The 26,888-nt window shown below is 39.4% G+C and carries 26 protein-coding genes and 4 tRNA genes; 9 read left to right on the top strand and 21 right to left on the bottom strand.

The genetic code is table 11. The annotated features are described in order from the left end of the window. Positions 1-216: 216 nt before the first annotated feature. Positions 217-684: a hypothetical protein gene (locus tag ADS77_RS14195; RefSeq protein ID WP_054455003.1), complete on the top strand. Its 468-nt coding sequence runs from the start codon at positions 217-219 to the stop codon at positions 682-684. Between the two features lie 263 nt (positions 685-947). On the opposite strand, the gene ADS77_RS14200 is transcribed toward ADS77_RS14195, so the two are convergent. From ADS77_RS14200 to ADS77_RS14260, 13 genes are all read right to left on the bottom strand, one after another. After that, on the bottom strand, positions 948-1,370 hold the full coding sequence (locus ADS77_RS14200; RefSeq protein ID WP_054205705.1) for a hypothetical protein: 423 nt from the start codon (positions 1,368-1,370) through the stop codon (positions 948-950). Positions 1,371-1,622: 252 nt separating this feature from the next. Continuing rightward, the gene (gene nth, locus ADS77_RS14205) at positions 1,623-2,255 is read right to left on the bottom strand and encodes an endonuclease III (RefSeq protein ID WP_054205706.1); all 633 of its coding nucleotides are present in this window, start codon (positions 2,253-2,255) and stop codon (positions 1,623-1,625) included. Positions 2,256-2,291: 36 nt separating this feature from the next. Beyond that, positions 2,292-3,002: an electron transport complex subunit E gene (locus ADS77_RS14210; protein WP_054455005.1), complete on the bottom strand. Its 711-nt coding sequence runs from the start codon at positions 3,000-3,002 to the stop codon at positions 2,292-2,294. Then, positions 2,999-3,637, bottom strand: a complete 639-nt coding sequence (gene rsxG, locus ADS77_RS14215; protein WP_054455007.1) for an electron transport complex subunit RsxG — start codon at positions 3,635-3,637, stop codon at positions 2,999-3,001. The genes ADS77_RS14210 and rsxG overlap by 4 nt, the downstream gene beginning before the upstream one ends. Then, a complete protein-coding gene (rsxD, locus tag ADS77_RS14220) occupies positions 3,634-4,692 on the bottom strand; it encodes an electron transport complex subunit RsxD (RefSeq protein ID WP_054455009.1) in 1,059 nt (352 codons plus the stop codon). Before rsxD ends, rsxG begins: the two co-directional genes overlap by 4 nt. Continuing rightward, on the bottom strand, positions 4,689-7,241 hold the full coding sequence (gene rsxC, locus ADS77_RS14225) for an electron transport complex subunit RsxC (RefSeq protein ID WP_054455011.1): 2,553 nt from the start codon (positions 7,239-7,241) through the stop codon (positions 4,689-4,691). The genes rsxD and rsxC overlap by 4 nt, the downstream gene beginning before the upstream one ends. An 8-nt stretch (positions 7,242-7,249) precedes the next feature. Then, positions 7,250-7,804, bottom strand: a complete 555-nt coding sequence (gene rsxB, locus ADS77_RS14230) for an electron transport complex subunit RsxB (protein ID WP_054205711.1) — start codon at positions 7,802-7,804, stop codon at positions 7,250-7,252. A 1-nt stretch (position 7,805) separates the two neighbouring features. Further along, the gene (gene rsxA / locus ADS77_RS14235) at positions 7,806-8,387 is read right to left on the bottom strand and encodes an electron transport complex subunit RsxA (protein ID WP_054205712.1); all 582 of its coding nucleotides are present in this window, start codon (positions 8,385-8,387) and stop codon (positions 7,806-7,808) included. Between the two features lie 818 nt (positions 8,388-9,205). Continuing rightward, positions 9,206-11,149 carry an EAL domain-containing protein gene (locus ADS77_RS14240; RefSeq protein ID WP_054205713.1) on the bottom strand — a complete coding sequence of 648 codons (1,944 nt, stop codon included), beginning with the start codon at positions 11,147-11,149 and terminating at the stop codon, positions 9,206-9,208. Between the two features lie 157 nt (positions 11,150-11,306). After that, positions 11,307-11,383 (bottom strand) — tRNA-Asn (locus ADS77_RS14245). Between the two features lie 21 nt (positions 11,384-11,404). Then, a tRNA-Asn gene (locus tag ADS77_RS14250) sits at positions 11,405-11,481 on the bottom strand. Between the two features lie 23 nt (positions 11,482-11,504). Next, positions 11,505-11,581: transfer RNA gene (locus ADS77_RS14255), tRNA-Asn, on the bottom strand. A 21-nt stretch (positions 11,582-11,602) separates the two neighbouring features. Beyond that, a tRNA-Asn gene (locus ADS77_RS14260) sits at positions 11,603-11,679 on the bottom strand. A gap of 1,087 nt (positions 11,680-12,766) precedes the next feature. On the opposite strand from ADS77_RS14260, the gene ADS77_RS14265 reads away from it, so the two are divergent. The 5 genes from ADS77_RS14265 to ADS77_RS14285 all read left to right on the top strand — a co-directional run bounded on the left by ADS77_RS14265 (position 12,767) and on the right by ADS77_RS14285 (position 18,855). After that, positions 12,767-14,146, top strand: a complete 1,380-nt coding sequence (locus tag ADS77_RS14265; protein ID WP_054455013.1) for an MATE family efflux transporter — start codon at positions 12,767-12,769, stop codon at positions 14,144-14,146. After that, on the top strand, positions 14,143-16,143 hold the full coding sequence (gene uvrB / locus ADS77_RS14270; RefSeq protein WP_054205715.1) for an excinuclease ABC subunit UvrB: 2,001 nt from the start codon (positions 14,143-14,145) through the stop codon (positions 16,141-16,143). The genes ADS77_RS14265 and uvrB overlap by 4 nt, the downstream gene beginning before the upstream one ends. Next, positions 16,136-17,071, top strand: coding sequence for a class I SAM-dependent methyltransferase (locus ADS77_RS14275; protein ID WP_054455015.1), 936 nt, complete (start codon positions 16,136-16,138; stop codon positions 17,069-17,071). Before uvrB ends, ADS77_RS14275 begins: the two co-directional genes overlap by 8 nt. Then, positions 17,072-17,746 (top strand): tRNA (adenine(22)-N(1))-methyltransferase, encoded by a 675-nt coding sequence (locus ADS77_RS14280; RefSeq protein WP_054455017.1) that lies wholly within the window; start codon positions 17,072-17,074, stop codon positions 17,744-17,746. 92 nt (positions 17,747-17,838) lie between these two features. Further along, positions 17,839-18,855 (top strand): hypothetical protein, encoded by a 1,017-nt coding sequence (locus ADS77_RS14285; RefSeq protein WP_054455019.1) that lies wholly within the window; start codon positions 17,839-17,841, stop codon positions 18,853-18,855. Here ADS77_RS14285 and ADS77_RS14290 read toward each other — a convergent pair. Further along, positions 18,850-19,092, bottom strand: coding sequence for a hypothetical protein (locus ADS77_RS14290; RefSeq protein ID WP_054205719.1), 243 nt, complete (start codon positions 19,090-19,092; stop codon positions 18,850-18,852). The genes ADS77_RS14285 and ADS77_RS14290 overlap by 6 nt on opposite strands. A 203-nt stretch (positions 19,093-19,295) precedes the next feature. Between ADS77_RS14290 and ADS77_RS14295 the strand changes: the two genes are divergently transcribed. Next, positions 19,296-19,745 carry a methyltransferase family protein gene (locus ADS77_RS14295; RefSeq protein ID WP_054205720.1) on the top strand — a complete coding sequence of 150 codons (450 nt, stop codon included), beginning with the start codon at positions 19,296-19,298 and terminating at the stop codon, positions 19,743-19,745. Positions 19,746-19,832: 87 nt separating this feature from the next. On the opposite strand, the gene queC is transcribed toward ADS77_RS14295, so the two are convergent. Continuing rightward, on the bottom strand, positions 19,833-20,513 hold the full coding sequence (queC, locus tag ADS77_RS14300; protein WP_268794910.1) for a 7-cyano-7-deazaguanine synthase QueC: 681 nt from the start codon (positions 20,511-20,513) through the stop codon (positions 19,833-19,835). Positions 20,514-20,643: 130 nt separating this feature from the next. Here queC and queE point away from each other — a divergent pair, with 130 nt between their 5' ends. Both queE and ADS77_RS14310 read left to right on the top strand, forming a co-directional pair. Further along, positions 20,644-21,309 carry a 7-carboxy-7-deazaguanine synthase QueE gene (queE, locus tag ADS77_RS14305; protein ID WP_054455024.1) on the top strand — a complete coding sequence of 222 codons (666 nt, stop codon included), beginning with the start codon at positions 20,644-20,646 and terminating at the stop codon, positions 21,307-21,309. A 272-nt stretch (positions 21,310-21,581) separates the two neighbouring features. Further along, positions 21,582-22,325 (top strand): class I SAM-dependent DNA methyltransferase, encoded by a 744-nt coding sequence (locus ADS77_RS14310; protein ID WP_054455026.1) that lies wholly within the window; start codon positions 21,582-21,584, stop codon positions 22,323-22,325. A gap of 222 nt (positions 22,326-22,547) precedes the next feature. Here ADS77_RS14310 and ADS77_RS14315 read toward each other — a convergent pair whose 3' ends face one another. The 6 genes from ADS77_RS14315 to ADS77_RS14340 form a co-directional block, all read right to left on the bottom strand. Further along, on the bottom strand, positions 22,548-22,940 hold the full coding sequence (locus tag ADS77_RS14315; protein ID WP_054205724.1) for a LysM peptidoglycan-binding domain-containing protein: 393 nt from the start codon (positions 22,938-22,940) through the stop codon (positions 22,548-22,550). A 352-nt stretch (positions 22,941-23,292) separates the two neighbouring features. Next, a complete protein-coding gene (locus ADS77_RS14320; protein ID WP_054455028.1) occupies positions 23,293-24,153 on the bottom strand; it encodes a glycosyl hydrolase family 18 protein in 861 nt (286 codons plus the stop codon). Positions 24,154-24,406: 253 nt separating this feature from the next. Continuing rightward, entirely contained in the window at positions 24,407-24,628 is a 222-nt protein-coding gene (locus tag ADS77_RS14325) for a hypothetical protein (RefSeq protein WP_054455030.1), read from the bottom strand. Between the two features lie 334 nt (positions 24,629-24,962). Then, positions 24,963-25,583, bottom strand: coding sequence for a hypothetical protein (locus ADS77_RS14330; protein WP_054455032.1), 621 nt, complete (start codon positions 25,581-25,583; stop codon positions 24,963-24,965). Between the two features lie 62 nt (positions 25,584-25,645). Next, positions 25,646-26,266, bottom strand: a complete 621-nt coding sequence (locus ADS77_RS14335; RefSeq protein WP_054205730.1) for a hypothetical protein — start codon at positions 26,264-26,266, stop codon at positions 25,646-25,648. A 59-nt stretch (positions 26,267-26,325) separates the two neighbouring features. Further along, positions 26,326-26,829, bottom strand: a complete 504-nt coding sequence (locus ADS77_RS14340; RefSeq protein ID WP_054205731.1) for a hypothetical protein — start codon at positions 26,827-26,829, stop codon at positions 26,326-26,328. Positions 26,830-26,888 lie beyond the last annotated feature (59 nt).

The following is a 26,888-nucleotide window of genomic DNA, read 5'->3' on the forward strand; positions in this document are numbered from 1 at the left end:
TTACTCATAGATATAGGTCTTGTTGACATTATTGTTATCCTCATCAAACGATTTAGATAACGGTTTAACATACCTACAAAAATGATAAAACGTGAACTCGGTAACGAGTGGCGTTAAGCTTTGATCGGCAAAATCATTAAGAACACAAAAGTGATCATTATCGAGTGATTTTCGTGATCAAAGCTTAATGAAAGTAAGTGATCAAAGTTAACGCCATTGGGTGATCAAAGCTGGGGAGAATATGCAGCGGCAACTTTAGTAAAAACATCAGAGGGAGAAATCACCATTAAGGATGGTGAAAACCCGCTAGATATTCGTCAGTGGATGGCTTTAAAAATGCAGCCTGGAATCCTAAAAAGAATTAAAAATGGATATATTTCCGTAAAAGATACAAGCGTAGAAGAGGAAGCTATTAAGGAATTTAAGTGTTCTCTTTTTGAGCAGTTAAAGACTGAAGGGTATTCTTTAGCTCAAAAAAAATGTGAATCAAGTAATTACAAAGATTTTGAACAAGCCTTGGTTAAACAATGGCTTTCGAAAGAAGAGGATGCAATGATAGAGAGCAAAGCACTGCGTGAAGTAGATAGTTTGGGTATAGCTAAAAGTACTAAAAATATTGCATTGTTTAGTGCTGTAATAGCATGTGTTCCGATAGTTATAAATTTAGTGGACATGATAACCTAAAAGATATTGGGCGAGGTAAGAGTAATCTCAGTTCAACGTTACCAATAGATTTTCTAATCTAAAAGTAACCTCGCCTCATTACTTTCGTAACTCAGCATTGTCCAAAAACGAGTTTATCGGCCGCCTGCTATTCGCTCTTTGCCGAAGTTCAGCTAAGTGCCAGAAGCGGACGATTGTGAAAGCTGAGCAAAATCAACTAATCCAATTCTAAGACCAGTAGTTTCATGATTTATAATATCGCTATTATGAACGGAAGATATTACTTAGACCACTCCAGATTTAGTACCCAAATGGCAAGACCAAGTATTTGGACCATGGTGCAGAGCTGGTACAAACTTGCAAAATGCGCCAACTGTTTTTTGCTGTGAATTTTTATATATCAATTTTGTTGCTGTTTCGCCTTCAAACTCAACGATAAGTTTTTCATCTAGAAAAATAAATAGCGGTAATGGTATACCAAGGCCAATAAAAAAACCATTAACGCTTTCGTCTTTGGCTTTGTAATACCAAACTTCTTTCTTTTGGTCAGATTTTACTTTTAAAGGTTCACCAAATTGCTTTTTTACTTCTGATTTAGTTAAAGAAACACTCTCCTCCTCATCATAAGAGTACACAACACCTGCACCTATGCATCCTGAGATAGATATAACAAAAATAACAGTGAAAAAAATTCGTAGAAGAGCCATTCATCAATCCTTTATTAGCTAAAAATTTCCATTATAAAATGGTCGTTATTCAATAATTACATATATTAAACTGAGTTGTACCTTTTAATTTTAAAAGCCAGTGATGATTTATGTTCGTCGTTGGTTTCAATTGTCCCTATAAAATAAGAATATCATTTTTACCAAATGATAGAGTTTCAATGACGGGTCTCGCATTTTGGATGTTGCTACGAATTTTTCAGCGTCCGGTTGTCGCTCAAAGCAGTCACTAATTTACTCTACTTTATCTTTAAACTCACACAAGTCTTCAATAATACAGCTGCCACATTTTGGCTTACGCGCTACACAGGTATAACGCCCGTGTAGAATCAGCCAATGATGCACGTCTACTTTAAACTCTTTTGGGACTACCTTTTCAAGCTTTTGCTCAACGGCTACTACATCTTTACCCATGGCGAGTTTAGTTCGGTTTGAAACACGAAAAATATGTGTGTCTACCGCTATTACGGGCCAGCCGAAGGCGGTGTTGAGCACTACATTCGCAGTTTTACGGCCAACGCCGGGTAGGGCTTCTAGGGCTTCGCGATTTTCAGGCACAATACTATTATGTTGATTGACGAGAATTTCACACATTTTATAAACGTTGGCGGCTTTTGAATTAAATAAACCGATAGTTTTAATGTAATCACGCAGTGTATCGTGACCTAAATCTAAAATAGCTTGTGGTGTATTGGCAACCGGAAACAGCTTACGTGTGGCTTTATTTACGCCCACATCGGTTGCTTGCGCTGATAGCGTTACTGCAACAAGTAGCTCAAACGGGCTTGAATATTCAAGCTCGGTTTCTGGATGTGGGTTATCGTCGCGCAGGCGCGTGAGTATTTGGTGACGTTTTTCTTTATTCATGCAACTTAAACGCATTATAAAATAATGCGCTTCCCCTTAAGTTAAACTGGTGACCCTTGCTCGCGGCCCTTTTTCAGGCTCTGGTGGAGCAACTTGCTTTGATTTTATTTGTGCGTCAATCACATTTTTAGCGGCGATCAGTAAACCTAAGCCTAAAAATGCGCCGGGTGGTAAAATAGCTAACAAAAATTGGTTATCAAAACTAAAAATTTCAATACGTAAAACGGATGCCCATGGGCCAAGTAATAAATCAGCACCATCAAATAGAGTGCCTTGGCCGATTAATTCACGCATGGCGCCTAAAACAACTAGCACAACCATAAACCCTAAGCCCATCATTAGGCCGTCAAACGCTGATAAATGCACAGGATTTTTAGAGGCATACGCTTCAGCGCGGCCAATGATGGCGCAGTTAGTGACAATCAATGGGATGAAGATCCCCAATGACTGATACAAACCAAATGTGTATGCGTTCATTAATAATTGAATAATCGTTACAAATGCAGCAATGATCATCACAAAAACAGGGATACGAATATCTTTTGGTACCCAATTTCTCACGGCTGAAATAGTAACGTTTGAGCCCACAAGTACCAGTAATGTGGCTAAGCCAAGCCCTAGCGCATTGGTAATTGTGGAGGTGACTGCCAGTAATGGGCATAAACCGAGAAGTTGAACGAGAGCGGGGTTGTTTTTCCACATGCCTTCGTTGATTAGTTCTTTTAACGGGTTATTTGTTTGACTCATAGTTGACCTGCCAAGCATGCGTTTTCTGCCGCAAAAACGTCATCAAAGTGTTGTTGAGCGAATAGCACTGCGTCTTTCACTGAACCTACAACGGCGCGAGGGGTGATGGTAGCGCCTGTAAACTGGTCGAAGTTACCACCGTCTTTTTTTACGGCCCAACGCTTATCGTCGGTGCTTAACACTGTTTGGTCTTTGAAAACGGTGATCCACGGTGATTTTCTAAGTTCTATTTTATCCCCTAAACCGGGCGTTTCTTCATGCTTTGTTACACGCACGCCTGCGATTTCACCATTGGCAAATACCGCGGTTAATAAATCTATATTTCCGCTATAACCCTTAGGCGTAACGTGGCGCATAACGAGTGCAATGTTTTGGCCATTTTTACGCGCGCGATACACGGTTTGCGAGTCACGTGCGCTGAGTAAATCATTCTCGATTAGTGCACAATCTTCGTAGAGGGCATTATCATATAAGTGGGCATCAAGCACTTCTTGCAGTTGTGATGAGAGCTGTTTGCGCTCTTGCTCTGCAATGCTGTCCTTGGTTAAGCTAAAAATAGTGGCGACTGCACCTGTGGTTAACAGTGCAAACAAGGCTAAAATGGCGCCATTTTTTCCCATCGACGATAAAATCATTTATTTACCCCGTGTCCGTAAGTGCGTGGTTGGGTGTAGTAATCAATTAATGGTACTGCCATATTAAGCAGTAATACGGCAAACGCCATGGCATCAGGAAAACCACCAAAGGTACGAATTAAATACACCAATAAACCAATAAATGCGCCGTAAATTAAACGTCCGCGATTTGTTGTGGCGGCCGATACGGGATCAGTTGCAATAAAAAAAGCCCCCATCATTGTCGCGCCACTAAATAAATGAAATACCACTCCAGGCTCGGTGCCAGGGGATGCGATATAACCTATCGCACTGCATACGCTAAGCATGGCAATTATACCAACTGGAATATGCCAATTAATTATTTTTGCTTTAATTAGGTATAAACCACCGACTAAGAAACCAAGGTTAACCCATCCCCAACCAAGGCCTGTCCATTGGTTGAATAGTGGGTTTTGCATACTCTCTGACACGGTTAATCCGTGGGCTACGTCGGTTTTTATCGTATCAAGCGGTGTGGCCATTGTTACGCCATCAACGCCAACACGCATCTGATCTAGGCTGAAACCACTGCTCGTAAAACCATTAAAAATCAGTGCTAGCTGTTGGCTTAAGTCGATTGATTTACCAAGTAATTCGTTAACGGGGAGCCAGCTTGTCATTTGCACAGGGAAAGAGATAAGCAATAGCACATACGCAGCCATAGCGGGGTTAAATAAATTAAAACCAAGGCCACCATAAAGCTGTTTGACAATAACGATAGCGAAAAAGCAACCTATTACAATTACCCACCATGGGGCTAATGGCGGAATGCTTAGGGCTAACAACACGCCAGTTAACCATGCACTACCATCACTAAGTGCAGGCCAAATAGCGCGCTTGCGAATACGCATAATGATAGCTTCACACACACTGACGGTCACTAACGCTAAAATAAGTTGAATTAATACACCAGTACCAAAAAAATACAGTTGGGCAATAAGTCCAGGAATGCAGGCTAAAATCACTGTGAGCATTAATCTGCTGAGTGATTTATGGCTGTGGCTATGGGGCGAGCTGGCCATAGTTAGCTTCATGACTTATCACTTCCTTCTTTTAGTAGTTTTTTTGCTTTAGCACGCACAATGGCGGCAGCTACAGCGGCTTTTTTCTTCTCTTGAGCTGTTAATTCAGGTTTTTCTTTTACGGGTGCTTGAGCTTCTATATTTTGCTCGAATGTTGCGGATGTTTCACTTGTCTCAGTTTGAGGATTTGCCTCATCAGCTTGCTCCTTCGCGGCTTTTTTAGCTTTAGCACGTGCAATGGCAGCAGCTATTGCCGCTTTTTTATCATCCACTGGTGTATTTTCTACTGTTTCTTCTTCAGTATTTACCTTTTCTGATGCAGCGAGTTGCTCAGCTTGCGCGGCTTTTTTAGCTTTAGCACGCGCAATGGCAGCAGCTATTGCCGCTTTTTTATCATCCACTGGTGTATTTTCTATTGTCGCTTCTTCAGTATTTACCTTTTCTGATGCAGCGAGTTGCTCAGCTTGCGCTGCTTTTTTAGCTTTAGCACGCGCAATGGCGGCGGCCACGGCCGCTTTTTTGTCATCCGCTGGTGTGTTTTCTACTGTCGTTTCTTCAGTATTATTATTCTTTGATGCAGCGAGTTGCTCTGCTTGTGCGGCTTTTTTTGCTTTAGCACGCGCAATGGCAGCAGCTACAGCTGCTTTTTTATCATCAACTGGAGCATCCTCGGTCGTTGTTGATGCATCAGCTTGCGCGGCTTTTTTAGCTTTAGCGCGCGCAATGGCAGCAGCTACAGCCGCTTTTTTATCATCAACTGGAGCATCCCCGGTAGTTGTTGATGCATCAGCTTGTGCGGCTTTTTTAGCTTTAGCGCGAGCAATGGCGGCAGCCACAGCAGACTTTTTGTCATCAACAGGGGCATCTGAATGTGTAGCCTCATTAGTATCAGCGGCTTTTTGTTCTTTATAAAGGCGCGCTTGCTCTTTACGTGCGGCACGCTCTTTTGCTACTTCGCTATTATCAGGCTCTAGCTGATCGCCTTGTTTTTTTGCTTTAGCGCGAGCAATTGCTGCGGCAACAGCCGATTTTTCATCGTCTTTTGCGGGCTTATTACTTACGCGAGCTAACGCATCGGCTATCTTTTGTTTTTCATCGGCTGATTTTTCGGTGGCAGGTTTACGCTTATGGCGGTTTTTTCGGGCTTCTTGTTCGCGTTCTAATCGGGCATTACGCAATTCAAAACGTACTTTTGCGCGTTCAGCTTTAATTTGGTCTTCTTGTTTTTCTTTAATTTCAGCTTTTGCAACGCGATAGTATTGAACAAGAGGGATCTCACTTGGGCAAACATAGGCGCATGCGCCACATTCAATACAGTCAAATAAGTTATGCTCTTTTAACTTGTCGTACTCTTGAGATTTAGCAAACCACTGCAATTGTTGAGGCAATAAAGAGGCAGGGCAAGCATCTGCACATGCGCTGCAGCGAATGCAGGCTTTTTCAGGGCCGGGCTCTGCAAGTTCATTATGATCAGGGGCTAAAATACAGTTGGTCGTTTTGACTACACCAATACGCACGGTGGGTAATGTAAACCCCATCATTGGGCCACCCATTACAACACGTTGCTGTGGTACAGGTGAGAAACCTTGGCAGTCGAGTAAGTGTTTTATCTCTGTGCCCAAGAGTGCCCAGACATTGCCGGGCTTATGAATCGTATTACCTGTCACGGTGATCACGCGTTCTATAAGTGGCTTACCTTCATAAACGGCTTGATTAATCGCGAATAAAGTACCCACATTTTGTACGAGCACGCCAATATCAGCAGGGATCCCACCGCTAGGTACTTCTTTGTTTGTGAGCAACTTAATCAGCTGTTTTTCGCCGCCTGACGGATAAATAGTCGGCACAGTCTGAACAATGATGTTATCAGCGTGCTGTGCGGCTTTTTTCATCGCTGCAATTGCATCGGGTTTATTATCTTCGATGCCAACAATAGTAAGGGTTGGAGTGAGTAATTGCTGCATCACTTCAATTCCGTTAATGATCCCTTGTGCATGTTCTTGCATAAGTAGATCGTCAGCGGTTATATAAGGTTCACATTCAACAGCATTGACAACTAAATATTCAATGGCCTTTCTACTATCGGCTTTGATGTAAGTAGGAAAACCAGCTCCCCCCATACCAGCAATACCACTTTGATGAATGATATCTATAAGTTGTTCATGCGATAATTTACTCGGAGCGGAAGCTACATGCAGCTCACACCAGGTATCTTCGCCATCTGGTATTATAATTACACTGAGTTCTGGCAGTGCAGAAGGGTGCGCAGATGGGGCGTGGCAAATATCTTCTATCACGCCTGATGTAGGTGCATGAACAGGTACTGACCAATTAGCGATAGGTTGTGTAAGCGCTTGTCCTTTTAATACGCGTTGGCCTTTTTCAACTATAAGCTGTCCATTGGCACCAATATGTTGCTTAAGAGGCACAACAAGTTTATCAGGCAGGGGTAGGCGAGTAATGGGCTGTGTGCTAGACAGTGTTTTTTGCCCAGGTGGGTGGATCCCACCTGGAAATGGCCACACTTTACCTTTTTTTATTTGATTTAGTAATTGTTCCATGTGGCTTCCTAATCTACCTGCGTGATTTCAATTGTATTTAACTGCCATTTCCAATTTTGCTTAGTTTGCTCAATGGGTAGCATATCAATACAGTCTACAGGGCAGGGTTCAACACACAGGTCGCAACCAGTACATTCATCAATAAGCACTGTATGCATTTGGCGTGTAGCACCAACAATGGCATCTACAGGGCAGGCTTGAATACACTTTGTGCAACCAATACATTCATCCTCACGAATATAGGCAACAGTTTTAACTGGCTCAGCTTGCTCGCCGCCAGCTAATGGTTTGGCTTCAACACCCATTAAATCAGCTAGTTTTTTTACTGTTGACTCACCACCGGGAGGGCATTTATTAATCTCGTCACCGTTGGCGATAGCTTCAGCATAAGGACGGCAACCCGGGTAGCCACACTGACCACACTGGGTTTGCGGTAAAATAGTGTCAATTTGTTCTACAATAGGGTTACTTTGTACACGAAAGCGCACAGCGGCAAACCCTAATATCAACCCAAAGATGAGCGCAAGTGAACCAAGCGCAATTAATGCATAAAACAAGGTCATGTTAAAATTTCACTAATCCTGTAAAGCCCATAAAGGCCATAGACATCAAACCAGCTGTGATCATGGCAATTGATGCGCCTTTAAAAGGGGTAGGTACGTCTGCAGCAGCTAAACGCTCACGCAGTGCTGCGAATAAAACAAGTACCATAGAAAAGCCAACGGCAGCACCAAAGCCATATACCGCTGATTGTAAAAATGAGTGATCTTCTTTAATGTTTAGCAAGGCAACACCCAATACTGCACAGTTGGTGGTGATCAAAGGTAAAAATATACCGAGTAAGCGATAAAGTGTCGGGCTGGTTTTTCTAACGACCATTTCAGTAAATTGAACGACCACAGCAATGACTAAAATAAAGCTCATAGTACGCAAAAAGGTAATATCAAGCGGGATCAAAATATATTGATTGACTAAATAGCTTGTTACCGAGGCAAGAGTTAATACAAAAGTGGTTGCAAGTGACATGCCTATAGCGGTATCTAGCTTGCCAGATACCCCCATAAATGGGCATAAACCTAAAAACTGTACTAATACAAAGTTATTAACCAACACAGTGCCGATCAACAGCAAGACATATTCTGTCATGTTCGCCTCAAGCTATAATAAACGTCGACATTATCCTTTTTTATTGGCTGTTTAACAACACGTAGAAGGCAAATATACAAAACCAATGCAATATATAATTTCATACCATAGTTATTCATACAATGAGCATGTTCCTACGCAGGTTATACCAATCGACTTAAATATTTAACCATTCTAGCGGGCTAAATAAAGCGCTAATAGCGTTAGTGATTTTTCATGTACGACTGCATGGATGCAGGAGGTAGAGCAATGCAGGAGCAATTGCCGAGAACAACACCATGTCAAAATTTCTGCCTTGTTATCACTGTATTTACTTGTCGCTATAAGTGGTCAGTAACTTACACGATTGGTATTAATTGCCCTGGGATTATTAATTACTCATATAACAGTTGCATATGATAATTATGATATACCCAAGCCATCTCAAGATGCAGACTTCAGCGTTTCACAGGTGTTTAATATCAAGGCGTTACTTTGCAACAATGGCAGTCCCTTTTAAGAAGTAACAACGCTGAGAGTAAGCGCCTGTGAAACGCCCAACGGGTTGGTTTAAAAGCAATTTATACTGCGTTATTGATTTTAACAAGGGAACAACCATTATTTGCAATCAATGCCTTGCCTAAATTGCTTTTAATTCCAACTGAAACTCGCATCTTGAGGTGGCTTGGGTATAGCTATTGGATTAAGCTAACGAGTGCGTTAAAAGTTAGATACGATTTTGCTACAGAGGGGGATCTTAAGCCTGAGATAGCAAAAAGGGCTCTGCATATGCTGGAGCCCTTTTTATATAACTAAGCGTTGAATCTTTTAAGGTGTTTCTATATATCTTTTGGTTTTTCGATGTAATAACCTTGTACGCCATCTAAACATAAAGTTTCAACAATGTGTTTTTCTTCTTGGCTTTCAACACCTTCAGCGAAAACGCTAACCCCAATTCGGTGTGCTAAATCTACCATTAAACGCATGAAATACTGATTGTTTTTATCTTCTTCAAGACCGCGAGTATAACTTGCATCCATTTTGATAAAATCAGGTTTCAAATCACGGAAAAATTTAAATGAGGTTAAACCAACACCAAACCGCTCAACTGTAATACGCGCACCAACACGATGTATCATATCAATAAAGCGTTTACTGGCTTTAATATTTTGTTGTAAGCCAAACTCACTGACTTCAAATACCAGCTTTGAAGCAATATTCGTCTCTTTAAGTAAGCGCCTTTCTAACCAAATAACAAATTGATCATTATGGGCACTGGATGCAGTAACGTTGAGTCCAAAATATTTTTCAGAGAAATTACGACTTTTTATTTTTTCAAGAGAAGTATCAATAATTAAACGATCAATTTCAATCGCCATATCCAGTTTTTCAGCCATCGCTAAAAATGAGGCCGTAGGAAGAACTTGGTTTTCAGCGGTTTTAAAACGCACTTGTATTTCAGCATAGGCTTTAATACTTTTACCAATTGGCATTATATTTTGCATTACTAAATGAACACGTTCGGCTTCTATTACTTCATTTATAACTTTACGCCAATTTTGATTACCAAAACCAGCACTCACATTATTTACTAAATCAGTTTCGCGCTGTACATGCCATGCATTTGTTTGTTTTGATTGTGCCATGCTCATAGCATTATCTACAATTGAGAGTAACTCTCCCAATGGTTTACCTTTCTCGTAACCAACAATGCCTGTGTTTGCCACCGAGCTTAGTTCTTGGTTTTGTTGGTATTGAGTAAAGCGTGATTGTAAATTATCACCAAAACGTTCAGATTCTTTAAGCGGGACATTGGGTAAAACAACCGCAAAATCAGAGCTATTTAAGCGAAACACTTTGCTGTCAGTGTATGTGCCACTAATATGCTTGATAATATCAGCAACAGCTTTGATGTATTCATCACCTCTTTGGTAACCGCGTGTTTGGTTTATTGATTGTAATTCACTACAGCGTATCATGGCTAACGAACCAAAGGTGCTCTTTTCACTGCTTTCGATATTCTTTTCATAATACTCTACAAACATATTACGATTGCCCAGCTCAGTTACTACATCTTTATATGCTTCTTGTTTTATAGAATGAGCGGCATTTTCAATATCGTCATGTTTACTTTGTAAAAAGTGAGATAAACGATTAAAGCTCGGAATTAAATCTGCGCCCAGTCGTTTTATCTTACTGTTATCAATCGCTGTTTCAAGACCTGCTTCTACTTGGTTTTGATTAATATAAACATCAATAACTTCTGCTACGGTCATACTGATATTTCTATTTAAGCGTTTGAACATCGCTTTCATAAAAATAACAGGGATGATTGCTACAATGCCTGAAATCAAAATAACGATAAATAGGGCTTGTTGTAACAGGGAAGCAAGGCTAACAGCGTTGATTGTAAATTCTACTTTGATGTCAGCGGCGCTATTAACGGCAAATTGTGGCCGAATAGAATTAAACCTTGATTCAACAAATTTAGCAAAAGCGGGTAGTTGAATAGGGGATTGGATATTGATTACTTCTTTACCGTCGTAATCACGCAATATAAAAGAAGAAAATGTATTTCCATCAGCAAGTGCGCGCTGAATTTTCTCTGGGTTTATTTCAGAGATAGAATGAGAGTTAATATAGTTACTAACTACGAGTTGTGCTTTCTTTTGGGCATTACTTGCAGCACCGTCGAAGGCCGCAGCTATAAAGTAACCACCAACACTTGCAAATAGTAGCCAAGATAACAATTGTATAAATATAAGTTTTTTAAAGCCAGCCATGTCTTAGTCTTTCAGTCGTCCAAAAGGGAAGGAGTCAAATCCTTGATCAATCAAAATTTCTTATACTTGTCAGTATGATTAACAGAGTGTATTAATTTGATATGTGTAGGGTAGTGGAATTATACAGGAAAGTCTATTTGATTTGTGCAAGTTAAGTTGGCTCCCCCTCCCCGACTCGAACGGGGGACCTGCGGATTAACAGTCCGTCGCTCTAACCAACTGAGCTAAGGGGGAACTACAATAACTTATATGATTTGGCTCCCCCTCCCCGACTCGAACGGGGGACCTGCGGATTAACAGTCCGTCGCTCTAACCAACTGAGCTAAGGGGGAACTACAATCATATTACATAAACTTGGCTCCCCCTCCCCGACTCGAACGGGGGACCTGCGGATTAACAGTCCGTCGCTCTAACCAACTGAGCTAAGGGGGAATCGTTTATGGTTGAAAAAATTGGCTCCCCCTCCCCGACTCGAACGGGGGACCTGCGGATTAACAGTCCGTCGCTCTAACCAACTGAGCTAAGGGGGAAGCGTATATGCCTTTCAACGGGGCGAAATATTAATGACCGCGCCGCAAACTGTCAACACATAAAAGTCATAAATTAAAAAAAGAAGTCTATTCGATGTTTTTATGTTCGATCTGATGGTTTTATGACAGAGATTGCCTGTTTATTGATTAGTTACCCGCGGTTTAAAAACAGGCAAAACCACAAAAGCGGCTGTTATTTAAACAAACGCGATAATTGAATAATCACGTAAATGATTATTTGGATACTTAAATGGAGTCAAATTTATAAAATCAGTCTTTTTCTATGAGAATTAAAATAATGTGTTCAGTACTTTTTATTGATTAAATATTAACTTCTTGATTTGTTCCGAACTGTATTTATAGATGAACAAGTAAAATAAAGAGAGCCTTAATAAAAATACGTTAGTAACGCGGTGGCATGCTTTCATTTCAAATTATTGTAGGTAGTTATATTTAAAAACAGCTAACTAGCTTATATGGAGTGTACAGAAAAGAGGTTTAGTGAGACTCAAAGATAGTGTATTTACACGCTAAGTTTGTTTTTTGAGCTGTTTAAGTCAATTCTGTTAAAGTTAGTATTTGCCAACTAAGTTATAGAGCAGTATTTGAGGTTGCTTCAGAAGCCTTTATAAATGCGGCTTTGAGAGAGTTATCCACGGTTTCTGTGGATAACTCTGTTTATGAAACTTTAAGAACATCTGCGGGACTACTGTTCTAGGGCTCTGTAAGGATATCAAGCATTAAAATCAGTTTTTTTTAATGCTTATAAAACAGTGGTTTAATAAAGCATTGTAAAAGTAGCGCCTTTGATGAGTAAATTTATTCGTGACGATTTGATATACAAAATTATTGTGTAAAAAATCAGCGTTTCACGCAGCGTTTTTGTAATTTTAGTTATCTAAATGTATTTTTATTGTTTTAATAGGGGTTTAATACAAATTTATTTATGAAGGGCGTAAAAAAGTAAGTTTTCCTTACTTTATCAGCGGTTTTCTAACTCAATTTACATTCAGTGTATAAATGCGTGGCTTGCAAAGCGATGATGCTTTAAAATAGTCTGCTTAGTAAAAGAGGCTTATTTATTCTCATGCGTGCAACCTTGCAGACCAAAACATCTCCCGATTTATTAAATGCCCCCATATTACCAACATTGAAAAAAATGACGATCCCGATGATATTCGGCATGATCACGTTAATGATGTTTAATATCGTTGATACATTTTTTATTAGTTTACTTGGAACAGAACCCTTAGCTGCGGTGAGTTTTACCTTTCCGGTTACGTTTACCGTCATTAGTTTGGCGATCGGGCTTGGCATTGGTACATCAGCTGTTATTGCTAAAGCGCTGGGGAGTAATAAATTAGAAGAAGCACGTTTTGATGCCAGCATGGCATTGTTAATTGCAGTGGTAATGGTGTTGTGTTTATCGTTGCTGGGTTATGTGCTGATCAATCCAATATTTACTTTATTAGGTGCCAGTGAACAGGTATTGCCGTTTATCCATGATTATATGAGTGTTTGGTTTATTGGTAGTGTATTTTTAATTACGCCAATGGTTGGTAACTCAGTGTTGAGGGCCAGTGGTGATACAACAACACCCAGTATTGTAATGGGCGGGGCAGGGCTGATTAACGCGGTGCTTGATCCAATGCTTATTTTTGGTTTCGGACCCATTCCCGCACTAGGTATTCAAGGCGCAGCAATAGCCAGTGTCATTGCGTGGTCTGTGGCTGTAGTGATCATTTTATATTTACTAGCCGTAAAAAAAAGGCTTCTCAGTTTAAAAGCAAAAAAACAAACTGCGATAAGTTCAATTCGTAAAATTTTAAAAATTGGATTACCAGCAGCGGGCGCTAATATGCTTACTCCTATTGCAATGGCGATCATGACGATGCTTGTGGCGTTTCATGGGCCAGAGGCCGTTGCGGCATTTGGGGTCGGAAGTCGGATTGAGTCAATTGCTAGTTTAGTGGTGTTAGCTTTATCGATGACTTTACCGCCGTTTATCAGCCAAAACTTTGGAGCAGGTAAACTTGGACGAGTTAAAGAAGCTTACACAACAACTTTAAAGTTTGTGATGATCTGGCAATTTATTATTTATTTAGTATTGATTGCATGCGCGGGGGTAATCAGTCAATTGTTCGGTAAAGAGCAAGTGGTTATCGATGTTATACAATTATTTATATATATTTTGCCGCTGAGTTATGGTTTTCAAGGTGTTATTATTTTATCAAATTCGTCATTCAACGCGTTGCATAAACCAATGAATGCATTGTTTTTAAGTGTGATTAGATTATTTATATTTTATATCCCTTTTGCTTATTTAGGTAATGAGCTTGCAGGTCTGAAGGGGCTATTAATTGGTGCAGCTATTGGTAATGTTTTTACAGGTATAGTGGCATATAAATGGTTTATGAAAGAGCTTAATGCAATAAGTAATCAACCAATTAAGGAGTGCCATGCATGAGTGACCATTTTCAATTGGTATCAAAGTTTACCCCTAGTGGCGACCAACCAAGCGCGATTGCTCAGTTGTGTGAAGGGCTAGAAGCTGGCCTTGCTCATCAAACTTTGTTAGGCGCAACGGGCACGGGTAAAACGTTTACAATGGCTAACATAATAAGTGATTTGAATCGTCCAACGATCATCATGGCACATAATAAAACGTTAGCAGCGCAGCTATATGGCGAGATGAAAGAGTTTTTTCCTCATAACGCAGTTGAATATTTTGTATCGTATTATGATTACTATCAGCCTGAGGCGTATGTAGTTTCAAGTGACACATTTATTGAAAAAGATGCATCAATTAACGAACACATAGAACAAATGCGGCTCAGTGCAACAAAAGCGTTATTAGAGCGCCGGGATACGATTATTGTGGCATCGGTATCAGCTATTTATGGTTTGGGCGATCCTAAATCATATATGAAGATGATGCTGTTATTAAAAGTAGGCGAAAAAGTTGATCAGCGCGATATGCTGCGTCGCTTAGCTGAAATTCAATATACACGTAACGATATTGATTTTAGTCGTGGTACTTATCGCGTTCGTGGTGAAGTTGTGGACATTTTCCCTGCGGAGTCAGACACGTTTGCAGTACGAGTAGAAATGTTTGATGATGAAATAGAACGCTTGAGCATTTTTGACCCATTAACGGGCGCTGTTGAGAAACACATTGTCCGTGCAACTATCTATCCTAAAACGCACTACGTGACACCTAGAGAAAAAATTCTTGATGCGGTTGAGCATATCAAGGCTGAATTAAAAGATCGTCGTGCGCAGTTGCTCAGTGCGAATAAGTTAGTCGAAGAGCAGCGAGTTGCACAACGCACTCAGTACGATATTGAAATGATGACCGAGCTGGGTTATTGCTCAGGCATAGAAAACTACAGTCGTTATTTATCAGGGCGTACACCGGGCGATCCACCACCAACTTTACTCGATTATTTACCTGATGATGCATTGATGATCATCGACGAATCCCACGTTACAGTCTCGCAAATAGGCGCCATGTATAAAGGCGACCGTAGTCGTAAAGAAAACCTCGTAGAATATGGTTTTCGTATGCCATCAGCGATGGATAACCGACCACTGCGTTTTGAAGAATTTGAAGCAATTGCACCGCAAACTATTTATGTCTCAGCAACCCCTGGTGATTTTGAGCTTGAACGCTGCGGTGATGACATTGCTGAGCAAGTTATTCGCCCAACGGGCTTACTTGACCCACAAATTGAAGTGCGTCCAGTAGCTACACAAGTTGATGATTTACTGTCGGAGATATACAAGCGCGTTGAGATTGATGAACGGGTATTAGTAACCACGTTGACTAAACGTATGTCAGAAGATTTAACCGATTACCTTGCTGAGCATGATGTAAAAGTGCGTTACTTGCATTCGGATATAGATACTGTTGAGCGGATTGAGATAATTCGTGATTTTAGGGCCGGTGTATTTGATGTGTTAGTGGGCATTAACTTACTTCGAGAAGGTTTAGATATGCCAGAAGTGTCGCTTGTTGCGATACTTGATGCAGATAAAGAAGGCTTTTTACGTTCAGCACGCGCAATTATTCAAACGATTGGCCGTGCCGCTCGTCATCTTAATGGTCGTGCAATTTTATATGGCGATCGCGTGACTAAATCAATGGCTAAAGCGATTGACGAAACGCAGCGCCGCCGTGAGATCCAACATGCTTATAATGTAAAGCATGGCCTTGAGCCGCAAGCGTTAATTAAGAAAATCACCGATATTATGGATACCGGCGAACAAGCGGGTCCAAAAGACAATTTAAAACTGATCCGTAAAGAAAGTAAACAAGTGCTAAGCGCTAAAGAGATTGCAGTGCAAATCAAGCAACTTGATGCAAAAATGCATGCCTATGCCAGTGACTTAGAATTTGAAAAAGCCGCATCTGTACGTGATGAAATCCATGAACTACAACAACAGTTAATTAAAAATGCATAATTTTACACCCCTTATTACAGCACTCGAAGGTGCGCCTTTGGCAAACAATGAACTTTGCCGTGTTTTTCATGGCCGTGGGCACACTACGCCGCAATTAAGTCATTTAAATATTGATTTTTATCCGCCATGTTTATTTTTAGTATCGTATGAAGAAGTGGATGATCAAACATTATTGCAGTTAAGCGAGCTTGTATGGCAGTGGTCACAAACGCACGCAAAAGAACTCGTTACGTCGCTGGTGTTTCAACAGCGCGCAGGCCTACAAACAAAAAACAGCTTGTTATATGGCGAGTTACCACAACCGCATACAGTAAAAGAAGGCGCTGCGACCTTTTTAGTTGACTTAATGAGCCGCCAAAACACCGGTATTTTCCCTGATATGCGCAGTGGTCGAGAGTTTGTGCAAGCGCAGAGTAAACACGCTAAGGTGCTTAACTTATTTTCGTACACGTGTGGGTTTTCAGTGGCGGCAATGCATGGTGGTGCAGATAGTGTTGTAAACATGGATATGAATAAAGGAGTGCTACGCACTGGCAAACAAAATCACCAATTAAATGGCTTTGATCGCGGCGTAAGTTTTTTACCGCACGATATTTTAAAATCGTTTGGCAAGCTCAAAAAAGCAGGGCCTTTTGATTTAATTATTGTTGATCCACCCAGCTTTCAAAAAGGCAGCTTTATACTCACTAAAGATTATCAAAAAGTATTGCGTCGCTTGCCAGAGGTACTCAATAGCAACACGCAGCTATTGTTATGCGCTAACAGCCCAGAATTAAGCGAAGAGTCGTTTAAAATGCTCATTAGCGAGCATACGCAAGGTGCAATTGAGTTTGTTAAACGTTTAGCACCTACGCAAGGTTTTGTTGATGTAGACAGTGATAGAAGCTTAAAAGTGTTGATCTATAAAACGTCGCAATCGTCACTATAAATGAAATTGAGTAACCGCCTTAATACTATAAACACATTGATCACAGAGTCTTACGATATCATTTGGGATTGTTGCTGTGATCATGGGTTTTTAGGTATGGCGATTTTAAAGCGCAATCTTGCGGATAAAATTATTTTTGTTGATATTGTGCCTGCATTAATGGCTGATTTGAGCAAAACATTAACTCGTTTTAGCTGCGCGCAAACAGCTAAACAGTGGCAGGTAAAGTGTCAGGACGTTGGCTGTCTTGAACTAACTCCTTCAGCAAAGCAACTTGTTATTATTGCTGGTGTGGGAGGGGAATTATTGCTTAAGTTAGTACAGCAAATAATAATAAATAACACCAATCATGATTTATCAAAATTAAGCTTTATTTTATGCCCAGTACATCATACTTATAGCTTGAGAAAAGGGCTGCATAAATTAGGCTTAGGCTTAGTTACAGAGCAAATAGTATTAGAAAATAAACGTTTTTATGAAGTTTTACACGTTAGTTTTGAAAGCGAACAACCTATTAGCTCAACAGGTACAATTATGTGGGAAGAAAACAACACAGCTCATAGAATGTATCTTTGCCAGTTAATTAAGCATTACACACGTATGATAAATAAAGACCCTGTATATTTTCAAAACGTGCTCAATGATTATCAACAATTAGTTGAATTAAAAACCTAAAATAACAGGTCTTGTGTGATCTATTTGTCATATTACTCTCGTAGAGTACATATAATTTACGCCTGCCTTGCGCAAATATATTTGGTTTATTTATGCTCGATAAAAACACACAGATTGGTTCACATCCAAAAAATAACACTAAATGGCCACAAAGCTTTGAGCAGCCAATTTCATATGCACCGTTGGTACAACTTGCTAATAAAAATTGGGTTGTACCGCAGCACTTTTTACGTTACCAACACTCTCTCGACAGTGTTAATGAAGTACTAAGTAATATTGAATTTTCAGCTCACTTTAGGGTGCTTGCTGCAAAAAAAGACAATCAAATTTATCTGCAAGTTGCGATACTTAGCCCTGATAATTACCAAAGCGGCAACAAAGCTAAAAAACTGCTGTTTGGTAGGCGTTGGTATGTTGAAGAAAACTTGCCTACGTCAGAGCTCATTCAAACTGCTTTGCTGGCTTTAAAAGTTGCAAGAGAGCACGAAGTACGTGAACTTTTTCAGTTAACACACGAAAGTGGTTTAAGTACGCCATTTAATAACCATCATGATTTGCCTTTAATGGCGCAAAATTCGGAATTGATCTGTAATCAAAATTATCCGGCTAATGACATTGATGCCATTATCGCGCGATGTATATTTGCAGGTGAGCAGTTACGTTTAATTGCAATACAGGCTATCAATAGCGATAACTACTTATACACAGTACAACTTACGTGCGATGAGTGTCAGTTAGGTGAGTTTAATGCTAAGACGGTTGTATTTTTGGCATCAGATAGCTCAGCAAACGGTTTTTTACATGGCTTAATAAATGCGTTAATTAAAATCAGTAATGATTATGTTAACGAGCATTTTAAATACAATGGATTTGCGCGTTTTAGCCAGCACGTTGTAGCTGAGCAAATAGGGCTGCTAAGTGTTGTGCTGCGCTCTCATAATGCACTAAATTTGTGTTCATTAGGTAAGCAATCTGCAAATCAACTTAATTTTGAAATTGACAGTGGTAGAGCGCCCCAAGGATGTAATCAAGCTATCAGTGGTTTTTTAGCTGCTCATGGGATTGAGCAGCCAGAAAATGCGCACTTATACCAATTTAACGTGTTATAGCTTATTTATTTCTTGTTTTACCGCAAAGCTAGAATCAGTCACGATAGCTTCAAGCGTTTGTACTCGTTCTTTGAGTGCAAGCACTTCAGCGTTTACCGCGCTCAGTTGTTTGTTTGAATCACTGTTGTTATTTTGCATCTTGTGTTTAAACTCAAGGTGCTTTTTATACATATCGTAAATCACACCTGAACCTACAGATATAAATACGATTAACACTATCATCGTAGTACCAGACATAACTTCTTTCCTTAAAATACCGTTGTTAGCACAAAGTATAACCTTATATTTGCGAGTATAAAGCTGACAATTGTAACTTAATTTGTAAATATGCTTTGTTTCGATCTGGTTTTGGTGAAATAGCACGTGTTAAATTATACAATGGCCCCATATTTATTGAATCGTACTTATCTATGCTTATCAGCGAAAGTGAATAAATAATTATGCTAAAAAATAAAATTCCCCCCGTTATTGTTGTACTGTTTTTTGCCGTACTAATGGCGATCATTGCACATTACAGCGTGATTGATTTTACTACTTTTATTGTTTATTTAGCTGTAGTGTTAGTAGTCATTGGCAGCATATTTTGTATTGCGGGTGTAGTGAGTTTTCGTTTAGCAAAAACTACGGTTAATCCAAGTAAGCCAGAGCAAGCCACACGCTTAGTAAGCAAGGGTATTTATAAATACACCCGTAACCCTATGTATGTTGGTTTTGCATTTATACTCGCAGGCTGGGGTGTCTGGTTGGGTTCTCTATGGGCTATTTTGTGTGTGTTTGGGTTTGTTTTTTATTTGACGGTGTTTCAAATAATTCCAGAGGAACATGCACTACAAAGGTTATTTGGGCAAGACTACAGTGACTACAAAGCGCGGGTAAGGCGTTGGCTTTAAGTAAAAAGGCTATTGTTATAATAAAATAATAGCCTCTGTATACCCAAACATCGTAAATTTATAAATCTTGCTTGGGCTAATATTTAGTTATTCGTACTCAATTGGATCTGTTATGTTATTCAGAGTAAATGCTTCTAAACGTTCTTGGCAAGCACCACATTTACCACAAGCCTTTTCACGACCGTTATAGCAGGTCCATGTTTGGCTATAATCTAAACCCATTTTGATCCCATCGGTTAGAATATCTATTTTAGTGTTGTTCAAGTATGGGCTGAAAATTTCCACTGCATCGTAGTTAGCAATACGGCAAACATCATCCATCTTTTGTACAAACTCAGGACGGCAATCAGGGTAAATAGCATGATCTCCAGAGTGAGCGCCATAATAAACTTGGCTCGCTTTTAGCGATACAGCATAACCTACGGCCAGTGATAGCAAAATCATGTTGCGGTTAGGAACTATGGTGCTTTTCATGTTCTCAGCTTCGTAGTGACCTTCAGGGACTTCAATATCGTCAGTTAACGACGAGCCGCCAATTAATTGATTAATTGCTGAAATATCAACGATTTTGTGCGGAACGTTTAATTTTTCACACACATTTGCAGCAACTTTAAGCTCTTTTACATGACGCTGACCATAGTCAAATGACAGGGCATAAACATCGTGGCCTTGCTGCAGGGCTTTATTTAATACGGTAAATGAGTCCATACCGCCGGAATAAATCACAACTACTTTTTGCGTCATAACTGTTTTGCTCTTAGTTTTAATAGAGGTTTATATCAGGGCGCGATATACTACACGGCTGGAGCATAAATAACAATTTTTGACCGTGGTTTTTGATTTTTCAAATCAGGGTACTGTGCTCGTAATAAATGCCAAGCAGTAAGTGAGATGTCTTTTGTACAAAATTAATGAAATATTCGAAACAATCCAAGGTGAAGCGAGTTTTACAGGCACGCCTTCGATCTTTTTGCGTTTGCAAGGTTGCCCTGTGGGCTGTGCTTGGTGTGATACTAAACAAACGTGGGAAGTAGACAATGTATTTAAAGTCTCTCTGGATGAAACCGTTGAAAAAAAAGCCGATTCAGATCACTGGGCAGATGCATCTGCAGAACAAATTTTAGCGCTATTTGCAGCGCGAGGCTATCGTGCAAAGCATGTGGTGATCACTGGCGGCGAGCCATGTATGTACGACTTAAATCCTGTCTGTAATTTACTGCATGAAAATGGCTTTAGTACACAGATTGAAACCAGCGGCACATTTGAGATTTTAGCGCCAGCACAAACGTGGGTTACTGTTTCACCTAAAATTAATATGCGTGGCGGCTACGAGGTGCTCAGTGCAGCAATGAAGCGCGCTGATGAAATAAAACACCCCATCGCGATGCAAAAGCACGTAGAAGAACTTGAAGAGTTATTCGCTAAAACAGGCGTAAGCCCTAAACTTGTTTACCTGCAACCAATTAGCCAAAAGGTATCAGCTACAAAACTGGCGATTGAAATTTGCATTGAAAAAAACTGGCGCTTATCAGTGCAAGTACACAAATATTTAGGAATAAGCTAAGCGGCGGCGCCGGGTTAGCGGGGCTGTAAGTTTTCATCCGTAAGCCTTAATTTTAGCCTGGTGTTAAAATAAAGCTGAGTAGGTTGAGTTGGGTACAACGAAACCCAACAAACCACTTTACTTATACCAACTAGCTTAGATATAGGGTCTACTTAATTCGTTAAATTGTTCAAATATTTATACAGATTAGTATGATATATCCACTTCGTAAATCGTGATAATTAGTTTATTATGCGCGACTCAATATACACACTACAAACGACTAGGCTTATATGTCCGCAAACGCGCTATACACAGATCTCTCCGATTACTATGACTTAATGTGCGCAGATATAGATTATCAAGCCCAAAGCTCTTCTATTCATAGGTTGCACCAAATCTTTGGTAATAAGGGAAATACGCATCTTGATTTAGCGTGCGGCACGGGCCCGCATGTTCGTCATTTTATTAACTACGGTTATCAAAGTAGTGGACTCGACATAAATCAACCAATGCTAGACAGAGCAACAATTCGCTGCCCAGAAGCGCAATTCTCACTGCAAAACATGAGTGAATTTGTTGTCACTGAGCAATTGGATTTAATTACCTGCTTTTTGTATTCAATCCATTACTGTGATGGTATTGATAAATTAAAAGAATGTATTGTTAGTGCACACAAGGCATTAAAAGATGGCGGTATATTTTGTTTTAACGTCGTTGACAAAAATAAAATAGATAGTGATTCATTTGTAGAGCATACCGCTGAAAACGAAAATAGTTTATTCACATTTCGCTCAGGATGGGGCTACAGTGGCAGTGGCGAAAAACAGTCATTAAAACTCAGTATTACAAAAGTAACAGCAGACGACACTCTCGTATGGCACGATGAACATCCGATGGTTGCTTTGGGCTTTGCCGAGTTAAAAGAAGCCCTAAAGCCTTACTTTGAAATACATGTGTTTGCGCATGATTATGAAAAAATAACCGCTTGGGATGAAAGATCAGGCAATGCTATTTTTGCTTGTGTAAAAATTTAAAGTAGAAAGTAGAAAGTAGAAAATAAAAAGTAAAGCCAAACTTTGTTAGTCTCATATCAGATACTTACCTATTAGCAATTAAGTTAAGTAGCATCAACGATCAGTGTAAAGGACTGCATTGAATAGTAGACTGGTGCGGCCATTATATAGGCCCAAAGATATAAAAAAGCAACGTAAAAAAACAGCTCCATATATTGAATATAGATGTAGTTTATTAGTATATTATGGCGCTACCGTTAAGGTATTCAATGCCGGTGTGTAGGGAATAGATAAAACTTGGTTCACCTTTAACTTGCTTAGATCTAGCGTTTTTTTATGTTTGCTTATTGCGTAGTTGTGGTTAATTAAATCGAGTACCGTAAGTGTTGCAGTATTGGCTAACCCCTCACAAATTGACTTCGTAGTATCGCCTATCCGAGTTTGATATATAAAATGCCCGCCTGCCGAGTAGTAAGGTATTTTGAGCAAAGTGTTTTCTGATAGAGGGTCGAAGTTAACTTCAGGGTTAACTGCTATAACGTCTTTAACTCCAACACCTGCACTGGCTCTTATTGAAATTGTGATCAGTGTAAGGGTGTCACCTGGTTGAACTGTATAATGTAATACGGAATGCATAGCGTTTATCCTTGATATGTATGGAAAGTTAGTTGGGGAAATATATTTTTAAAGATAACAAAGAGCTAGGTTACACATGGTTAATAAGCTGCGTTTACTATAAATCATTCATTTTACCAACATGGTAAAATGAATGATTTTATTAGTAAAAGTGACATTTTGCGTATTTTCCCGCCACTTCGGTTCATTAAATAGGCTGAAATATTCACAGATCTTAAATCTAGATTTTACACACCAAAAAACGCAAAAAAGAGAAGTGTATTTTTTTACTGTGTTATCAATGTGTACAAGGAGTGTTCCCACTTATAATACACTACGGTAAAGCATAGGATTTGTGAAATACAGCAAAAGGTCAGATAGTATCTTTTACTGCTTTAACAAACTGATAGTTTGTTTGTGCATCTAAATTAATACTCCAAACCATAGCACCACCAAACTGTGGGTCTTTGCAAATAGCTTGGTATTGATCGCTAATTAACGGGTAAATATTTGCAGGAACATCAGGAACAGTAAAAATACTCGTTCCGGCCGCATCTCTATTAGCTGGCTCACCAATCACAATTAGAGTCTCTGCAGGAATAGACTTTTTAAAGTTAATAAAACTTTTAGATATAAAGTCCACATTTGTTTCTTTACTGCCATCAATATCAGGGAATGGATTGTTGTATGCCTGAATAAACAAATAATCAAAACGATTATTATTTATTGCCTGATCGTACATACGACAATGACCAGTCGAAACCAAGTATAAATCAGAACCTGGAGCGAATTGATTTACCTGAGGGGCAGCTGTAATAAGTAATGTTGGAGCAAGTTGTTTTATGGCCTGACAAAGCTCATCCAAATATTTACCATCACCATTAATTTCCAAATCAAAATCTACGCCAGTGAAACCATAATCTGTTAGGTATTCAACTAGATTCTGAGCAAGCACGACTGTTGAAACGTCATTTGGATTATAGGTATTAATTTCACCACCGACTGAAAATAATACCTGCTGTACACCCTTTGATTTGGCTTTTTTTATGTCTGCTTTCAAAGCTGTTTCTGAAGGAGATGCAGCAAATGCATCACCAAAAATACCAACAGTGGCACCATCAATTTTACCAAATGCCATCACAATCGCGGTATAACCTTGCTCCGCTGCTTGTGTAAATGTGATGTTTGACCAGCTTTGTAGGTAGCCAACCATCAGTGCTTTATTATTACTCATATAGATATCCTTTTGTGTATATATCAGGGCAAGCAACCATGTTAGACATTTGGCTTTGACCCTGTAGTTAATTGAGTTGTATGAGTTTGTTCAGATAAGGAGTAAAGGGTCGAGCTACTTCTCTAATGAAGCGCTTCAATTACGATTAAAACCCTACCGTAAAATAGGAAGTATCATTAGATAAGTAACTGACCTCTTTATTTTAACAATTAAGCTAAAGCCCACTTTCATCGGTTTTAGATAGTTGTTATGACTATTTTCTAAATGTCGCTGTATTGCCATTTTTTTCTATGCAAGTACGCCCAACCATACCTGTACCATCATCTAAACCAACGAGATAGTCAGAATTAAGAATAATTAAACCAGTAGGATCAAGGTTTGTTACATGTAAATCATTGGCGTTTATGTTCGCGTCATCACTTTGAGCTGTTGCTACAGGGGCTGTTCCTGCTTCATTCTTGATTAAGATATCCATTAATTACTTCCTTTATTTATTATGTTGTTACAGGCTCTGTCACTTGCCTATAACAATAGGGTTTAAAGATAATGGTATTTATTCCCACTATCTATTCATCGTCTATGGCCTTTTAACACCTGATTAAGGTCTTAAAAGGCCACTATCAACTCCCATTAACCAACCAAATTTAAGATATACCTTCCCTATATTTGAGCGATGAGTAGCCCTTTCTTATTAATAATAGGCAATTTAATTGCAGCTCTATTGTTACAAAGATGAACGTAAAATAACGTTGGGGAAGTAAGTGATTAATTTGATTGTTTAGTGATGGGTTAATTCTTTACTTAAAAGTTTATTGCTGACTTTCAATTTTAAAGCTGAAGCCGTCTTCGGCATTACCATTAAGTGAAATGGTTGCTTTAGTGACACCTTCCAGATCCTGCTCAAAGAAGCTATCGGTATTAAGTACCGCTGAATTTAATAACTGGCTTTCTTCAATTTCCGAAGCGACGCCCCAGTACAACTTAGGTTTAAGTACAAACGTTGCTTTTTGACCAAACCCGACGATTCTTTTTTCCATCATCAACTTGCCGTCTTTATATAGCTGAGCACTGATCCCCTCTGACACATGTACATCATTATTAACATCAATTGATTTAGTGTCTGACGCATTACCATTTGCAGCTAATACAACACCGGTATCATTTTTACTAACCGTATAGCGTTTACCGATTGTTGAATTCAACATTTGCGTTTTATTTTGTCCTTCTTGCCAAGTCGCTCCAACACTGGTTTCAATAGGAAAAATAAAGCTGCTGGAAGAAGCGCGGCCAATATCCGGGATCACTCGCCAGGCCACACCTTCTTTTAACGCATCAAAGGTAGGTGTTTCGTTTTTAGTGAAAACAAAAATTTTAGGTAAGTCTTTGTTCATAGATTTGTTTACATAAGTAATTTCAATATTTGAAGGCATAATTTATCTCTCATTGAGTAAGTGGTTTTAATGTTATAAATGGCTTTTTTGCCATAATGGGTTTATTGTTGACTTTCGATTTTAAAGCTGTAACCGTCTTCGGCATTACCATTAAGTGAAATGGTTGCTTTAGTGACACCTTCCAGATCCTGCTCAAAGAAGCTGTCGGTATTAAGTACTGCGGAATTTAGTAACTGACTTTCTTCAATCTCTGAAGCCACACCCCAATATAATTTAGGTTTAAGTACAAAGGTCGCTTTTTGACCAAAACCGACAATTTTCTTTTCCATCATCAATTTACCGTCTTTATATAGCTGAGCACTGATCCCATTAGGTACGTTAACACTGTTATTAACATCAATTGACTTAGTGTCTGACGCATTACCATTTGCAGCTAATACTACGCCAGTATCATCTTTATCGACGGTGTAACGCTTACCAATCACCGATGGTAGAACTTGCGTTTTATTTTGTCCTTCTTGCCAAGTCGCTCCAACACTGGTTTCAATTGGAAAAACAAAGGTGCTGGAAGAAGCGCGACCAATATCTGGGATCACTCGCCAGGCCACACCTTCTTTTAGCGCATCAAAGGTAGGCGTTTCGTTTTTAGTGAAAACAAAAACTTTAGGTAAGTCTTTGTTCATAGATTTGTTTACATAAGTAATTTCAATATTTGAAGGCATAATTTTCCTACTTGGGTTTGTTGGGGGTTATTTACATGAGTTTGGTTAGCAAACGGCAGCTAACTCGCTTTACTGCTAACATCTGTGCCGTCTGATTTTACTTCCACAGACGTTAAGGTTTTATCAAAAAGTTTCCCTTCAGGGAATGAATTTAACGCAGCTATCACACTTGTAACGCCAGAAACTGATGGCTCATTTAATGGGAAGCTTTTAGTATAAGAAACTTTAGAATCAACACCGTTTGCGGTTTTTAACGTATCGGTTACTACAACTTCCAGTGTCATATTAAATGACTCAGAGACAGTAAGTGTTGATGTGCTATCTGTAACAGTCAGTTGAATAGCATCTTGAGCATCACTTGATACTGTCTTAATCATTGAATCTATAGATACAGTGCTGCCTTCCAGCTTATTTTGTTCCGCTTCTTCAGCGACTTTATCCAGTTTGGCTTTAATATTTTTTTGTAAATTAGCATCTGAGCCTAAATTTTCAGTCAATGAAGCCTTAAAAGCTCCTTGGTCAACAATTTTATAGCTCGAAGTGATCACAATAGAGTTACTCATTCTTTGTTTCCTTTGGTTGGGTTTATCTAAGGTTTGCTTAATATTGGACGACACAATTT

This window comes from Pseudoalteromonas porphyrae (genome assembly GCF_001298125.1).
Lineage (GTDB): Bacteria > Pseudomonadota > Gammaproteobacteria > Enterobacterales > Alteromonadaceae > Pseudoalteromonas > Pseudoalteromonas neustonica.